The following is a 14,387-nucleotide window of genomic DNA, read 5'->3' as shown; positions in this document are numbered from 1 at the left end:
CCAGTTCCACGCTCCGTCAGCTGAGCTCGAGGCCCGGGTAGAGGGGGTTCTTGTCCAGCATCTCCGCCGAGGCACCCTTTGTACGCGCTGCGACTCCGTCCGCCAGCGTGTAGGTGGCCTTGGACGCGGCCCCGTCCTTGGTGGCGTTCGGGGTGGTGTTCTTCAGGACGTCGACGACGAGCTCGGCGACCTTGTCGAACTCGTCGTGGCCGAAGCCGCGGGTGGTGAGCGCGGGCGTGCCGAAGCGGATGCCGGAGGTGTACCAGGCACCATTCGGGTCGGACGGGACCGAGTTGCGGTTGGTGACGACGCCGGCGTCGAGCAGCGCCGACTCGGCTTGACGACCGGTGAGGCCGAAGGAGGTGACGTCGAGCAGCACGATGTGGTTGTCGGTGCCGCCGGTCACGAGCTTCGCGCCGCGCGACAGGAAGCCGCCGGCCAGCGACTGGGCGTTGTCGGCGACGTTCTGCGCGTACGTCTGGAACGACTCGGTCTTCGCCTCGGCGAAGGCAACCGCCTTGGCAGCCATCACGTGCGAGAGCGGACCGCCGAGCACCATCGGGCAGCCACGGTCGACGGACGGGGCGTACTCCTCGGTGGCGAGGATGAAGCCGCCGCGCGGACCACGGAGCGACTTGTGCGAGGTCGAGGTGACGACGTGCGCGTACGGGACCGGGTTCTCCTCACCGGTGAAGACCTTGCCGGCGACGAGCCCGGCGAAGTGCGCCATGTCGACCATCAGGGTCGCCCCGACCGAGTCGGCGATCTCGCGCATCTTGGCGAAGTTCACGCGGCGCGGGTACGCGGAGTAACCGGCAACGAGGATGAGCGGCTTGAACTCCTTGACCTTCTTGGCGACGGCGTCGTAGTCGAGCAGGCCCGTCACGGGGTCGGTGCCGTACTGGTTCTGGTGGAACATCTTGCCGCTGATGTTGGGGCGGAAGCCGTGGGTGAGGTGCCCACCCGCGTCGAGGCTCATGCCGAGCAGGCGCTGGTTGCCGAGCTCGTTGCGGAGCTTCTCCCAGTCGGCCTCACTGAGGTCGTTCATGTTCTTGACGCCGGCGTTCTGCAACCACGGGCCCTCGACGCGGTGCGCCAGGATCGCCCAGTAGGCCGTCAGGTTCGCGTCGATGCCCGAATGGGGCTGCACGTAGGCGTACTCGGCGCCGAACAGCTCCTTGGCGTGCTCCGATGCGATCGTCTCGACGGTGTCGACGTTCTGGCAGCCGGCGTAGAAGCGGTGACCGACGGTGCCCTCGGCGTACTTGTCGGAGAACCAGGTGCCCATGGTCATCAGCACGGCCGGCGAGGCGTAGTTCTCCGACGCGATGAGCTTGAGCGAGCCGCGCTGGTCGGCGAGCTCCTGGCGCGTCGCCTCGGCGATGCGCGGCTCGACCGAGGCGATGACCTCGAGTGCCTGGGAGTACGCGGAACTGGTCAGTGCGGAGACGTCAGCCATGGAGCAGATCTTAGTGAGGTCTCGACGGGCTCGACCAACGGTGTCGTTGCTTGAGCCAGCGGAGCCGTCGGTTGAGCCTGTCGAAACCAGACCGTCCATATGGCGGACGCGGGTCTCACCACATGGGATCACGATTTGGAGAACACCCGTCCGAGGCGTGAGACTGCTTGACATGGTCTCGCCTGCAACCCACGTACACCTCGTGGCTCGTCGCCACGTGGACTACGGGCGCGTACGCAGCGCGATCTGTTGGCTCTCCTGAGCGGCCACAACGCCACCACGGGCACTCGCCCCGGCAGCCGCAGACGTTCGTCCCCGCGTCCACTCCCTGAAGGAACCCGCCTCCGCATGGCTGATCGCCGCTACAAGCCCGACTTTGCGAAGTTCACGCAGATCCCCCGCCCCAAGCGCGGTGAGGGTCAGTGGGCTCTCGGCTACACAGAGCCGCTCAACAAGAACGAGCAGTCCAAGAAGGACGACGACCCGCTGAACGTACGTGGCCGCATCATCGCCACGTACTCGAAGAAGGGGTTCGACTCGATCGACCCCGCCGACCTGCGAGGCCGCTTCCGGTGGATGGGTCTCTACACCCAGCGCAAGCCCGGGATCGACGGCGGCAAGACGGCCATCCTCGAAGAGGAGGAGCTGGACGACCGCTACTTCATGATGCGCGTACGCACCGACGGCGCGCTGCTGTCGCCCGCTGCTGTCCGCGCGCTGGGTGAGATCGGTCGCGATCATGCCCGTGACACCGCAGACGTCACCGACCGCGAGAACATCCAGTACCACTGGATCGAGATCGAGGACGTCCCGACGATCTGGGACAAGCTCGACTCCGTGGGCCTCCAGTCGCTCGAAGCCTGCGGTGACTCGCCGCGTCCGTTCCTGGGCTCCCCTGTCGCTGGCATCGCTGCCGACGAGATCATCGACGGCACCTCGGCGCTCGAGGAGATCAAGCGGCGCTACCTCGGCGACCCGGCGTTCTCGAACTTCCCCCGCAAGTTCAAGACCTCGCTGACGGGCCACCCGTCGCACGACACCGCCCCGGAGATCAACGACGTGGCGTTCGTCGGCACCGTGCACCCTGAGCACGGCCCCGGCTTCGACGTCTGGGTCGGCGGAGGACTCTCGGTCAACCCGCACTTCGCCGGCAAGTTGGGCGTCTGGATCCCGCTCGATGAGGTTGCGGACGTCTGGGCTGGTGTCGCCGGCATCTTCCGCGACTACGGCTACCGCCGTCTGCGCTCCAAGGCGCGTCTGAAGTTCCTGGTCGCCGACTGGGGCGTGGAGAAGTTCCGCGAGGTGCTCGAGAAGGAGTACCTCGGCAAGGAACTGGTCTCGCTCGAGTCGCCGGCCTCGCCGCTGGGTCACCGCGATCACATCGGCGTGCACGACCAGAAGGACGGCAAGAAGTACGTCGGCATCGCGCCGACGGTCGGCCGCGTCTCGGGGACGCTGCTGCTGGCCCTCGCCGACGTCATGGACAAGCACGGCGTCGCCGGAGCCCGGCTCACGCCGTACCAGAAGATCGTCCTGATCGGGGTCGAGGCGACGGTGGTCGACGCCCTGCTCGACGATCTCGACGTCGTCGGCCTGTCGGCACGCCCGTCCAACTGGCGCCGCAACACGATGGCCTGCACCGGCATCGAGTTCTGCAAGCTGGCGATCGTCGACACCAAGCAGCGCTCGTTCGACCTGATCAACGAGCTCGAGAAGCGCTTCCCGGGCCTCGACACCCCGATCACTGTCAACGTGAACGGCTGCCCGAACGCCTGCGCACGTACGCAGTCCGCGGACATCGGCCTCAAGGGCCAGCTCGTTCTCGATGACGAAGGCAACCAGGTCGAGGGCTTCCAGGTGCACCTCGGCGGTGCGCTGGGTGCCCAGGCGAACTTCGGTCGCAAGCTCCGTGCGCACAAGGTGACCAGCAAGGGCCTGGACGACTACGTGACGGCTCTGGTCACCAATTACCTCGCCCAGCGCGAAGCCGGCGAGACCTTCACCACGTGGGTGCTGCGCGCCGATGAGGAATTTGTGCGGGGCGATGTGGTGTTGGAGACGACATCATGACAACCACTGCCGCCACCGAACTGGCTCGCGCTGCCCGTGGCACGGAGGCTTCCGGGCGTACCCCTGAGGAACTGCGCGAACTGGTGTCCATCTGGGCCGCAGAGCTCGAGGCGGCACCGGCATCGGCCATCATCGAATGGGCCGCCGGGACGTTCGGCGACAGGTTCGCGGTGGCGTCATCGATGGGCGATGCCGTGGTGGCCGATCTTGCCTCCAAGGCGGTCCCCGGGATCGATCTGCTGTTCCTGGACACCGGCTATCACTTCATCGAGACGATCGGCACCCGCGATGCAGTGGCGGCCACGATGCCGGTGACGCTGATCAACATCACCCCGCGCCAGACGGTCGCCGAGCAGGACGCCGAGTACGGCAAGGACCTGTTCAACCGTGACACGGACCTGTGCTGCAAGCTGCGGAAGGTCGACCCGCTCAATGCCGCCCTCGGCAACTACGACGCCTGGGCCACGGGCCTGCGTCGTGCGGAGACCCGCAACCGTGTCATCGCTCCGGTGCTGGACTGGGATGCCAAGCGCCAGAAGGTGAAGGTGTCCCCCATCGCACGCTGGAGCGACGACGACATCGAGCGTTACATCGCCGAGAACGGAATCCTCGTCAACCCGCTGGCCTACGACGGCTACCCGTCGATCGGTTGCGAGCCGTGCACCCGCCGTGTCGCTCCGGGTGAGGACCCGCGCAGCGGCCGCTGGGCTGGCTCCAACAAGACCGAATGCGGCATCCACACCTGAGCCTCGGCTCCCACCGCAGACACGCCTGAGACTGCACTCGCACAGGAAGGAACGACGCGTCATGACAGCACCGGCTCTCGTAGCACTGGCTCACGGCTCGCGTGACCCTCGCGCTGCCCAGACGATCCAGGCGCTCATCGCCGAACTTCGTTCGCAGCGACCGGATCTGACCATCGAGGGCGCGTACCTCGACCTCGCCAAGCCTTCCTTCGCCACGGTCATCGACCGGCTGGCGAAGAAGGGTCACGAGGAGATCGTGGTCGTCCCGCTGCTGCTCACGGAGGCGTTCCACGCCACCGTCGACGTTCCCACGGTCATCGAGACGGCGCTCGCCGCGCACCCGCACCTGCAGATCCGGGTCACCGACGTGCTCGGTCTCGAGCCGCGCTTCCTCGAAGTTCTCGACGAGCGACTCCGTGCCGCCCTGTCAGCGGCCCGCGTACGCGAACTCGACGCACTGGTGCTCGCGTCAGCGGGATCGGCCGATCCGCTCGTCACCCAGGCCGTCGCCCGACTGGCACGCATCTGGGGAACGCACCACAAGCTGCCCGTCGTAGCCGCGTACGCAGCCACGACGCCGCCGGCGACGGGTGAGGCGGTACGCGCGTTCCGCGGCGAGGGACGTCGCCACATCGCGGTCGCCTCCCTCTTCCTCGCGCCGGGCAAGCTCGCCGATGTCGCGGCAGAGCTCGCCCTCGAGGCCGGTGCGGTGGCCGTGTCGGAGCCGCTCGGCGCTCACCCCGAGGTGGCCCGGACCATCCTGGCGCGCTTCGCCGTCGGCGCAGTCGAACTGGTCCCTGTCTGAGCCACCGCTGGCTGGTCCGGCGAGCCCGGACCGATCAGAGCGAACGGTCGGCTTCCTCGCGGAGGCGGGGCTCCGTCCGGTTCTCCGGGCGTATCCCCCGCTTGTCGGCATAGAAGGCGCGGATGCGGTCCATGTCGGCCACGACGTCGCCCGACGGGACGATGCTCGGCCCGACTCCGAGCGTACGCGTCGGACCGTCGACGAATCCCAGGACGATCGGCAGGCCGGTCTGCTGTGCGATCCGGTAGAAGCCCGACTTCCAGTACTCGCCCTTGCTGCGGGTGCCTTCAGCCGCGAGGGTCAACTGGAACTCGTCTGCGCCCTCCGCTGCCTTCAGGAGCGCCCGTACGGTCTCGCCCGGGTTCGCGCGGTCCAACGGAACGCCGCCCGTGGCGCGCAGGATCGGTCCGAACGGCCCGGAGAAGAACTCCTGCTTGATCAGCGCCTGCGGTTGGGTGCGATTGCTCCACACGATCAGCAGCATCACCACCCAGTCCCAGTTGGAGGTGTGTGGCGCGCCCACGAAGATGCCTCGTGGCGGGAGGGTGCCGACCAACTTCCACCCCGTCACCCTGAGTAGGAAGCGGGCGATGGCGGGTCGGATCCTCATCTCTCGAGCCTAGCGATGGCGGGCCTGCCCGCGGACGCGGTGTCAGCCGACGAGGCGACCGAGCAGGTGTTGCAACTCGGCCTGGGCATCGTCGGTCATGCCGCCGTGCACGGGACCAGGCTGCAGAACCGTGCTGCGGGGCGCCTTGAGCAGGCCGAAGCGAGCCGACGGAGTATCCGCCAGTTGCCGGGTGCCGTACGCGGTCGCCCGCACGCCGATCTCGTAGCCATGGTGTGCCGAGCCGGCGCATACCCGACGGATCGCCTGCAGCGAATCACGAAGCCGGGCGATGTCCAGGTCGGGAGCGAACGCTCGGACCCGCTCCTCGTCCAGTTCCGAGGCAACCCCGAGGAACTGCTCGTCCTCGCAGAACAGCACGACTCCCACGTTGAGGAACTCCTCGCGATCCGGCCGCGGTACGCACCTCAGGGTCACGTACTGGTACGGACTCATGCGGTGACCTCAGGGAGCCACGCCCGGCTCGCCAGCCGAGCGGTCAGGAAGTACACGTACGCACTCCGCACGTCCTCCGTCGTCTCGGCCCCAGGCACCGGCTCGAGCCATTCCTCCGGGATCTCTCCCACGATGTCGATCAGCATCTGCTCGTCGAGCATCGGCCGGAGCCGCGCATCGGTCTCGGCCAGTTGTGGCAGGTACTCACGGAGGACGTGGTCGTCCGCCGACCACGCGAGGTCAGCAAATCGCTGCGGATCGGTCACGCCGCCGGACCAGCCGTGATGGAAGTAGAGACTTGCGCCGTGGTCGATCGCCCACAGCCGACCGCCCCACACCAGCAGATTCGGGTTGCGGAAGCTGCGATCGACATTGGCGATGAACGCATCGAGCCACAGGATGGCGGCCGCGTCCTGCGCGTCCACCTGTCCGGCCCCGTCGAAGCCGAACGCACCTGGAAGGAAGTCGATGCCCAGGTTGCTGCCTACCGACGCACGCAGGAGGTCCTGGACCTCTTCGTCAGCTTCATAGCGCGCGATCGCGGGATCCAGATCCAACTCCACCAACCGCGGTGTGGCGATGCGGAGTGCCCGCGCGATGCCGCTCGCGATGACCTCAGCGACCAGCACCCGAACACCTTGGCCTGCTCCCCGGAACTTGCAGACGTAGGTCCCGAGGTCAGCGCCCTCGACGATGCCGGGGAGGCTGCCGCCCTCGCGAAGCGGCGTCACATACCGAGTCACGCGTACGCGCTCCAGCCCGGTGGCGGTGCCTGGGGATGCCGCAGAGTTCACAGGCCAGAGTCTGGCAGGTCGCCGACGGCGGCGGCACCGAGTTCCTCGCGTACGACTGCGAACGCAAGACCGGGCGAGTACCCCTTCCGGGCCAGCATCCCGACGAGGCGACGGGTCTTCACCTGGTCGTCCAGGGCCGTCATCGATCGCAACTTCCGACGTACCAGGTCGTTCGCGGCGTCACGTTCGGCGTCCCTGTCGACCTCTTCGAGTGCATGACGGGCGACCTCGTCGTCGATGCCCTTCCTGCGCAGCTCCTGCGCCAGCGCACGACTCGCCAGACCTCTGCCCTGACTGCCACGACTCTCGATCCACAAGCGGGCGAAGGCCGCATCATCGATCAGCCCCACCTCTTCGAACCGGTCCAGCAAGGCCGTGGCAATCTCGGTCGGCACGTTCTTCTTCGCCAACTTGCCGGCCAATTCGTGGCGTGACCGAGCCTGACCGGTCAGTTGGTCGAGAAGGATCTTGCGGGCGACGGCTTCCGCGTCTGCTTCCGGCAGCACTCGCGCCGGGTCCTCGGGAAGTTTCTCCTCCGCTGCCCGCGACCTGCCGATCACGGCTGGCCGGGCATGAGTGAGGTCGGCGTTGCGGGCTGACGCCAGCCAGGCGTCAACGCCCGCGGCGGCGTCGCCGAACCACTCAGGTCCGGACGACGCCGCTGACGAGTCAGCCACGGCTCAGAAGTCCTCGACGCCTGCCGGCTGGGCGGCAACCTCGGCAGGCGCGTCCAACGTCGCACCGATGCCGAGCTTCTCGAGGATCTTCTTCTCGAGTTCGTTGGCCAGGTCCGGGTTGTCGCGCAGGAAGTTGCGGGCGTTCTCCTTGCCCTGACCGAGCTGGTCCCCTTCGTACGTGAACCACGCGCCGGCCTTGCGGACCAGCCCTGCGTCGACACCGACGTCGATCAGGCCGCCTTCGCGGCTGATGCCCTTGCCGTACATGATGTCGAACTCGGCCTGCTTGAACGGCGGCGCGACCTTGTTCTTCACGACCTTGACGCGGGTGCGGTTGCCGACCATGTCGGTGCCGTCCTTCAGCGTCTCGATGCGACGCACATCGAGACGGACCGAGGAGTAGAACTTCAGCGCACGACCACCGGTCGTCGTCTCCGGCGACCCGAACATGACACCGATCTTCTCGCGAAGCTGGTTGATGAAGATCATGGTGGTGTTCGAGTTGTTGAGCGCACCGGTCATCTTGCGCAGCGCCTGCGACATGAGTCGCGCCTGCAGACCGACGTGACTGTCACCCATCTCACCCTCGATCTCGGCGCGCGGCACGAGCGCCGCAACGGAGTCGATGACGATCAGGTCGAGGGCGCCGGAGCGGATCAGCATGTCGGCGATCTCGAGCGCCTGCTCACCGCTGTCCGGCTGGCTGACCAGGAGGGCGTCGGTGTCGACGCCCAGCGCCTTCGCATAGTCGGGGTCGAGCGCGTGCTCTGCGTCGATGAAGGCGACCACGCCGCCGGCTCGCTGGGCGTTGGCGACCGCGTGCAGCGCAACGGTCGTCTTGCCGGAGGACTCGGGACCGTAGATCTCGACGACACGGCCGCGCGGAAGGCCGCCGATGCCGAGCGCGATGTCGAGGGCGACCGATCCGGTCGGGATGACCTCCAGCGGAGCACGGGTGTCATCGCCCAGCCGCATGACCGAGCCCTTGCCGAACTGCTTCTCAATGTTTGCGAGCGCTACGTCGAGCGCCTTCTCGCGGTCTCCACCAGCCATGATGTGTCCTGCCTTCGTACTGTTCGGTCGGGTGTTTTTTCTCGTTGTCATCGCTGGAAGGACGCTAGGTGTGGCCACCGACAATTTCGAGCGTCGATCCGTCTCCTGTGGATAACGTACCCGAACGTTTGTTCGAATCACGCCGAAGAATCGGCGTGTCGTGGGGTCAGTTCAGCGCTGGTTCGCGGGGAGACCGAGGGTCTCGTGGACCGCGCGCCAGACGTACTTCGGCTGCTCGCCCGACGCCAGCGCCTGCTGGACCGTGAGTCCGCCGAGCTCGGCGATCACGTGCTGCGACGCCCAGACACCGGCGTACGCGCCACCGAGAGCCTCCTCCATGCGGGACCAGAACTCAGTGACCCTCATCGCTGCCCCACCGGACGCCACTGACATCCCAGAGGTGGTGGACGACGTCGTGCAGGTGATACCGACCGATGGAGTCGACGGTGAACACGCTTCCGTTCGACCTGATCCCGCGCCGATCCCACGCGCCGACCGGGACCGACTCATAGATCCACGCAACGTCGTCGGCGCTCTCAGCGAGCTCGAGCGCAACGACACCGGGGGTCTGGAGGTCGTACCGCTCCTCGCGGGCGGTCTCGTCCTGGTCCCAGTTCGCGAAATGCGGCTCGTCCTCAGTGACCATCCGGGTCACGCGCATCGAGAAGATCCGATGGACGTCGCGCAGGTGGCAGCCGTACTCGAGGACCGACCAGGTCCGGGCGTCAGGACGAGCGACTGCATCGTCGACGGCCAGATAGGGGAGGAATGCGGCAGTCGTCTCCCGCAGGTGTGCGCCCAGATGGGCGACGTCCACCGCGGCGGCGACGAAACCGCACTCGGCGCAGGGCTCCGTGACCACCCAGGTCCAGTCCTTGGTGTCCGGCTCGATCTCGTCGTACGGCTCGCTCATCGGTGCCACCCTATGTCGATGAACATCCGCGTTGGGAAGAAGGGCACCACTGTTCATCTGGGCCTGTGGGACCGCGACGGGACTGCCATCACCCGACGCGCGTGCCGACGCAAGAACTTCACGAACGCAGGGCGTTTCCTGCCGACGGTCGATCCGGTGACCTGCAAGGTGTGCGTACGGCTTCGCGACGAGTCGCCCGGATGGCTGGTGCGCGCGGCGTACGGCAACGACCCGGCCACTGCAGCCCTTGCGCAGGGCAACGCGGTCGTCCTCCCGCACGATGTCCCGTTGGCATGGTGCGCACGATGCGGCGAGCAGTACCCGAAGCCCGCAGGTCGCTATGCCGCCACCGTCGACGGCAACGTCTGCGTCCCGTGCTTCGACCGACTGCGGGGCACGGAACGGTAACTGTCGGTGCGCGGTGCTTGGATGATCTCCATGTCCCTGCACCGCTTCAGCCCCGCGACCCGGGCCTGGTTCGATGCGTCGTTCGTCGCCCCGACGCCTGTCCAGTTGGCGGCCTGGGACGCGATCTCCGCGGGGCAGCACGCGCTCGTCGTGGCACCGACCGGTTCAGGCAAGACCCTCAGTGCGTTCCTGTGGTCGCTGGATCGTCTGCTGACGACCGCGCCTCCGGAGAAGTCCGTGCGCACGCGCGTGCTCTACATCAGCCCGTTGAAGGCACTCGGCGTCGATGTGGAGCGCAACCTCCGAGCTCCCCTGGTCGGGATCGAGCACGCCGCGGCGCGCCTCGGATCGACTGTGCCCCCGATTCGAGTCGGCGTACGCAGTGGGGACACGACGGCGGCGGACCGCAGGAGGCTGCAGACCAGCCCTCCGGACATCCTGATCACGACACCCGAGTCGCTGTTCCTGATGCTCACCTCACGTGCTCGCGAGTCGCTGCGCGGGATCGAGACGGTGATCCTCGACGAGGTGCACGCGGTCGCAGGCTCGAAGCGCGGGACTCATCTCGCGCTGTCGCTCGAGCGGCTGGACGCCCTGCTCCCGGCACCTGCTCAGCGGATCGGACTGTCGGCCACGGTGCGGCCGATTGAGGACGTGGCCACGTTCCTCGGAGGCGCCGCTCCGGTCAGCGTCGTGGCTCCTCCGAGCCACAAGGAATGGGACCTGCGCATCGAGGTGCCGGTCGAGGACATGACCGACCTGTCGCGTACCGAGGAGGACGGCACTACCAACTCCATCTGGCCCCATGTCGAAGAGCGTGTGGCCGAACTGATTGCCTCGCACACCTCCACCATCGTTTTCGCCAACTCACGCCGGCTCGCCGAGCGTCTGACGTCCCGACTCAACGACATGAGCGACTCGGTCGTGGCGAAAGCGCACCACGGCTCGGTCGCCAAGGAGCAGCGTGCAGCCATCGAGGACGACCTCAAGGCCGGACGACTGCCCGCGGTGATCGCGACCAGCAGCCTGGAACTCGGCATCGACATGGGCGCCGTCGACCAGGTCATCCAGATCGAGTCGCCACCCAGCATCGCCAGCGCCCTCCAGCGTGTGGGGCGCGCGGGTCACCAGGTGGGCGAGGTGTCCAAGGGCGTGCTGTTTCCGAAGCACCGTGGAGATCTGGTGCCGACCGCGGTCGCGGTCGAACGGATGCGATCGGGTGCCATTGAGGCGCTCACCATCCCGGCGAATCCGCTGGACGTGTTGGCCCAGCAGATCGTCGCCACCGTCGCGCTGGAGCCATGGGACGTGGACGAACTGTTCGCCCTGGTCAGACGGGCAGCGCCGTTCCACCAACTCCCCCGGTCCGCGTACGAAGCGACGCTCGACCTCCTCGCGGGCCTCTACCCGTCGGAGGAGTTCGCCGAGCTCCGGCCACGCATCGTCTGGGATCGCGTCTCGCAGACCCTCACTGGCAGGCCCGGGGCTCAGCGGCTGGCAGTCACCAGCGGCGGCACGATCCCTGATCGCGGGCTGTTCGGTGTGTTCCTCGCCGGCGACGGGGTCGGTCGCCGAGTCGGTGAACTCGACGAGGAGATGGTGTACGAATCCCGGGTCGGCGACGTTTTCACCCTCGGCACCACCAGTTGGCGTATTGAGGACATCACCCACGACCGCGTCCTCGTCTCCCCTGCCCCGGGCCAACCGGGACGACTGCCCTTCTGGAAGGGCGACACGATGGGACGCCCCGCCGAGTTCGGCGAAGCGATCGGTCGATTCGCTCGCGAGGTCGCCGCGTTGTCGCGGCCCAAGGCGCTCGCGCGGGCGGAGTCAGCGGGGCTGGATGCGTACGCCCGGGAGAACCTGGTCACCTACCTCCATGAGCAACAGGCGGCGACCGGACAGTTGCCGAGCGACCACACGCTGGTGCTCGAGCGGTTCCGCGACGAACTGGGCGATTGGCGTCTGGTTCTGCACTCGCCCTACGGCCGTGCCGTGCATGCACCGTGGGCGCTGGCGATCACCGCCCGACTGCGAGACAGATACGCGGTGGACGCACCTGCGCAGGCCACCGACGACGGGATCGTGATCCGGATCCCCGACACCGATCAGGAGCCGCCGGGAGCCGACCTGGTCCTGTTCGAGCCTGACGAGATCGAGGCCCTGGTGACCACCGAGGTCGGTGGCTCCGCACTGTTCGCTGCCCGGTTCCGCGAGTGCGCCGCCAGGGCGCTGCTGCTCCCCCGCCGCGACCCGGGGCGTCGCAGTCCGCTGTGGCAGCAGCGGCAACGGTCCTCTGCTCTGCTGCAGGTGGCATCGCAGTACCCCAGCTTCCCGATCGTTCTCGAGGCCGTGCGCGAATGTCTGCTGGACGTCTACGACCTGCCCGCGCTCGTCGGCGTGCTCGATCGGATCCGCACGCGCGAAATTCGAGTGACCGAGGTGGAGACCGACCAGCCGTCGCCGTACGCGAGGAGCCTGCTGTTCTCCTACGTCGCCGAATTCCTGTACGACGGGGACAGCCCACTCGCCGAGCGCAGGGCTGCCGCGCTCAGCCTCGACCAGGGCCTGCTGGCCGAACTGCTCGGCCGGGCCGAACTGCGCGAGCTGCTCGACCCCGACGTCCTGGACGAACTCGAATCGGAGTTGCAGCGCACGGCACCGGATCGGCGCGCCCGCGATGAGGAGGGGGTGGCCGACCTTCTGCGCGTACTCGGTCCGCTCTCGGTGCCCGAGGTCGGGCTTCGCGCCATCTGCGATCCGGCGTCCGCCCTCAAAACGCTCACGGGCCGGGTGGTGCCCGTACGCATCGCCGGCGAGGAGCGCTGGGCGGCCATCGAGGACATCGGCCGGCTCCGCGACGCCCTGGGCGTCAATGTCCCGCCCGGCGTACCAAGTGCCTTCGCCGAGCCCGTCGCCGATCCGCTGGGCGATCTGGTTTCCCGATACGCGCGGACGCACGGGCCGTTCACCATCGAGGACGTCGCGTCACGGTTCGGGCTGGGCGCCGCCGTGGTGCGCCACAGCCTGGAACGGCTGCGCCCACGCATCCTCGAGGGTGAGTTCCGACCTGCGGGTAGCGGGATCGAGTGGTGCGACGCAGAGGTCCTGCGACAGATCCGTCGACGCTCGCTCGCGAAGCTCCGCCGTGAGATCGAGCCGGTCGAGCCGGCGGTGCTCGGACGGTTCCTCCCCGCGTGGCAGAACGTCACCGGTCGACGTCTGCGCGGGATCGACGGAGTCCTCACGGCGCTGGACCAGATCGCCGGCCTGGTGCTCCCGGCGAGCGCGGTCGAGGGTCTGGTCCTCCCCGCCCGCGTGAGCGACTATCAACCGGCGTTCCTGGATGAGCTCACCGCCAGCGGCGAGGTGCTGTGGGCCGGTCATGGCAGCCTTCCCGGCAACGACGGCTGGATCTCGCTGCATCTGGCCGACAGCGCCGGCCTCAGCCTTCCGATCCCCCACCCGACGGACGACGGGGCGATCGGTTGGTCGATCCTCAAGGCCCTGGCCGGCGGCGGAGCCTGGTTCTTCCACCAGTTGGCGGGTGCCGTACGCGAGGAGCAGGGCGCGCAGATCCCCGATGCCTCGATCGCCGACGCCCTGTGGGAACTCGTCTGGACCGGTCACATCAGCAACGACACACTGGCGCCGATCCGGGCGCTGATCAGCGGCCGCGGAGCACACAAGACCGCTGCCCGGCCGCGCGTGGGGAGCCGGGCCCGCGCTGTCGTCCGTACCGGGCCCCCTCAGACATCGGGACGCTGGTCCTTGCTTCCGGCCGCGTCGGTCGACGTCACCCTGCGGGCGCAAGCCACCGCCGAACGACTCCTGGGTGGCTACGGGATCGTCACGCGCGGGATCGCGGCCGACCTTCCGGGTGGCTTCTCCGGTGTCTACAAGGTCCTGTCGGCGTACGAGGACGTTGGACGCTGCCGGCGCGGATATTTCGTCGAAGGACTCGGCGCGGCTCAGTTCGGAACACCCGGCGCCGTTGACCGACTCCGTACGTACACCGATCAGCATTCCTCGGCAGCCGTCACGCTCGCCGCGACCGACCCCGCGAACCCCTACGGTGCCGCACTCCCCTGGCCCGCGACCGCCGATGGGCATCGGCCCGGACGCAAAGCCGGCGCTGTGGTCGTCCTCGTCGACGGCGAGTTGGCCCTGTACGTGGAGCGCGGGGGCAAGACCCTGCTCACCTTCGCGGTCGATGATCTGGGTGCCGCCGCGGGGTCGCTCGCCGCAGCGGCACGAGCCGGTGCACTGGGGAGACTCACGATCCAGAAGGCAGATGGCTCAGCCGTCCTCGGAGGCGGCGAGACCCCGATCAGAGCCGCCCTGGAGGCGGCAGGGTTCGTGGTGACACCGCGAGGATTGCGACTGAGATCCTGAACCG

At 67.9% G+C, this 14,387-nt stretch carries 13 protein-coding genes; 5 read left to right on the top strand and 8 right to left on the bottom strand.

Annotation, left to right across the window (positions count from 1 at the left end; all coding sequences use genetic code 11):
- Positions 1-16: 16 nt before the first annotated feature.
- The gene (locus tag KCTC_RS00685) at positions 17-1,459 is read right to left on the bottom strand and encodes a glycine hydroxymethyltransferase (RefSeq protein WP_125565815.1); all 1,443 of its coding nucleotides are present in this window, start codon (positions 1,457-1,459) and stop codon (positions 17-19) included.
- 348 nt (positions 1,460-1,807) lie between these two features.
- Between KCTC_RS00685 and KCTC_RS00680 the strand changes: the two genes are divergently transcribed.
- The 3 genes from KCTC_RS00680 (at position 1,808) to KCTC_RS00670 (ending at position 5,080) form a co-directional block, all read left to right on the top strand.
- Complete coding sequence (locus tag KCTC_RS00680; RefSeq protein ID WP_125565813.1) at positions 1,808-3,529, top strand: nitrite/sulfite reductase; 1,722 nt, start codon at positions 1,808-1,810, stop codon at positions 3,527-3,529.
- On the top strand, positions 3,526-4,275 hold the full coding sequence (locus KCTC_RS00675; protein ID WP_125565811.1) for a phosphoadenylyl-sulfate reductase: 750 nt from the start codon (positions 3,526-3,528) through the stop codon (positions 4,273-4,275). Before KCTC_RS00680 ends, KCTC_RS00675 begins: the two co-directional genes overlap by 4 nt.
- A gap of 61 nt (positions 4,276-4,336) precedes the next feature.
- Positions 4,337-5,080, top strand: coding sequence for a sirohydrochlorin chelatase (locus KCTC_RS00670; protein WP_125565809.1), 744 nt, complete (start codon positions 4,337-4,339; stop codon positions 5,078-5,080).
- Between the two features lie 34 nt (positions 5,081-5,114).
- Here KCTC_RS00670 and KCTC_RS00665 read toward each other — a convergent pair whose 3' ends face one another.
- The 7 genes from KCTC_RS00665 to KCTC_RS00635 all read right to left on the bottom strand — a co-directional run bounded on the left by KCTC_RS00665 (position 5,115) and on the right by KCTC_RS00635 (position 9,580).
- Positions 5,115-5,690, bottom strand: a complete 576-nt coding sequence (locus KCTC_RS00665; RefSeq protein WP_125565808.1) for a 1-acyl-sn-glycerol-3-phosphate acyltransferase — start codon at positions 5,688-5,690, stop codon at positions 5,115-5,117.
- A 42-nt stretch (positions 5,691-5,732) separates the two neighbouring features.
- Positions 5,733-6,143, bottom strand: a complete 411-nt coding sequence (locus tag KCTC_RS00660) for a DUF3037 domain-containing protein (RefSeq protein WP_125565806.1) — start codon at positions 6,141-6,143, stop codon at positions 5,733-5,735.
- Positions 6,140-6,937 (bottom strand): HipA family kinase, encoded by a 798-nt coding sequence (locus KCTC_RS00655; RefSeq protein WP_231998773.1) that lies wholly within the window; start codon positions 6,935-6,937, stop codon positions 6,140-6,142. The genes KCTC_RS00660 and KCTC_RS00655 overlap by 4 nt, the downstream gene beginning before the upstream one ends.
- Positions 6,934-7,614 carry a regulatory protein RecX gene (locus KCTC_RS00650; RefSeq protein ID WP_125565804.1) on the bottom strand — a complete coding sequence of 227 codons (681 nt, stop codon included), beginning with the start codon at positions 7,612-7,614 and terminating at the stop codon, positions 6,934-6,936. Before KCTC_RS00650 ends, KCTC_RS00655 begins: the two co-directional genes overlap by 4 nt.
- Positions 7,615-7,617: 3 nt before the next feature.
- On the bottom strand, positions 7,618-8,670 hold the full coding sequence (recA, locus tag KCTC_RS00645) for a recombinase RecA (RefSeq protein WP_408636120.1): 1,053 nt from the start codon (positions 8,668-8,670) through the stop codon (positions 7,618-7,620).
- 168 nt (positions 8,671-8,838) lie between these two features.
- A complete protein-coding gene (locus tag KCTC_RS00640) occupies positions 8,839-9,033 on the bottom strand; it encodes a DUF3046 domain-containing protein (protein WP_125565800.1) in 195 nt (64 codons plus the stop codon).
- The gene (locus KCTC_RS00635; protein ID WP_125565797.1) at positions 9,020-9,580 is read right to left on the bottom strand and encodes a DinB family protein; all 561 of its coding nucleotides are present in this window, start codon (positions 9,578-9,580) and stop codon (positions 9,020-9,022) included. The genes KCTC_RS00640 and KCTC_RS00635 overlap by 14 nt, the downstream gene beginning before the upstream one ends.
- Positions 9,581-9,598: 18 nt before the next feature.
- Here KCTC_RS00635 and KCTC_RS00630 point away from each other — a divergent pair, with 18 nt between their 5' ends.
- Together KCTC_RS00630 and KCTC_RS00625 are read left to right on the top strand one after the other, a co-directional pair.
- Positions 9,599-9,988, top strand: coding sequence for a hypothetical protein (locus KCTC_RS00630; RefSeq protein WP_125565795.1), 390 nt, complete (start codon positions 9,599-9,601; stop codon positions 9,986-9,988).
- A gap of 21 nt (positions 9,989-10,009) precedes the next feature.
- Entirely contained in the window at positions 10,010-14,383 is a 4,374-nt protein-coding gene (locus KCTC_RS00625) for an Lhr family ATP-dependent helicase (protein ID WP_125565793.1), read from the top strand.
- Positions 14,384-14,387 lie beyond the last annotated feature (4 nt).

Source organism: Nocardioides baekrokdamisoli, from assembly GCF_003945325.1.
GTDB classification, from domain to species: Bacteria; Actinomycetota; Actinomycetes; order Propionibacteriales; family Nocardioidaceae; genus Nocardioides; species Nocardioides baekrokdamisoli.
Note: the sequence above shows the minus strand (reverse complement) of the source record. Positions and strands in the feature narration are given on the sequence as shown.

Bases quoted from the DNA above. Each gene is read 5' to 3' on its own strand.
- KCTC_RS00635 (WP_125565797.1), bottom strand. From the start codon at position 9,580: ATGAGCGAGCCGTACGACGAGATCGAGCCGGACACCAAGGACTGGACC.
- KCTC_RS00660 (WP_125565806.1), bottom strand. From the start codon at position 6,143: ATGAGTCCGTACCAGTACGTGACCCTGAGGTGCGTACCGCGGCCGGAT.
- KCTC_RS00670 (WP_125565809.1), top strand. From the start codon at position 4,337: ATGACAGCACCGGCTCTCGTAGCACTGGCTCACGGCTCGCGTGACCCT.
- KCTC_RS00685 (WP_125565815.1), bottom strand. From the start codon at position 1,459: ATGGCTGACGTCTCCGCACTGACCAGTTCCGCGTACTCCCAGGCACTC.
- KCTC_RS00680 (WP_125565813.1), top strand. From the start codon at position 1,808: ATGGCTGATCGCCGCTACAAGCCCGACTTTGCGAAGTTCACGCAGATC.
- KCTC_RS00665 (WP_125565808.1), bottom strand. From the start codon at position 5,690: ATGAGGATCCGACCCGCCATCGCCCGCTTCCTACTCAGGGTGACGGGG.
- KCTC_RS00640 (WP_125565800.1), bottom strand. From the start codon at position 9,033: ATGAGGGTCACTGAGTTCTGGTCCCGCATGGAGGAGGCTCTCGGTGGC.
- KCTC_RS00625 (WP_125565793.1), top strand. From the start codon at position 10,010: ATGATCTCCATGTCCCTGCACCGCTTCAGCCCCGCGACCCGGGCCTGG.
- KCTC_RS00675 (WP_125565811.1), top strand. From the start codon at position 3,526: ATGACAACCACTGCCGCCACCGAACTGGCTCGCGCTGCCCGTGGCACG.
- KCTC_RS00630 (WP_125565795.1), top strand. From the start codon at position 9,599: ATGAACATCCGCGTTGGGAAGAAGGGCACCACTGTTCATCTGGGCCTG.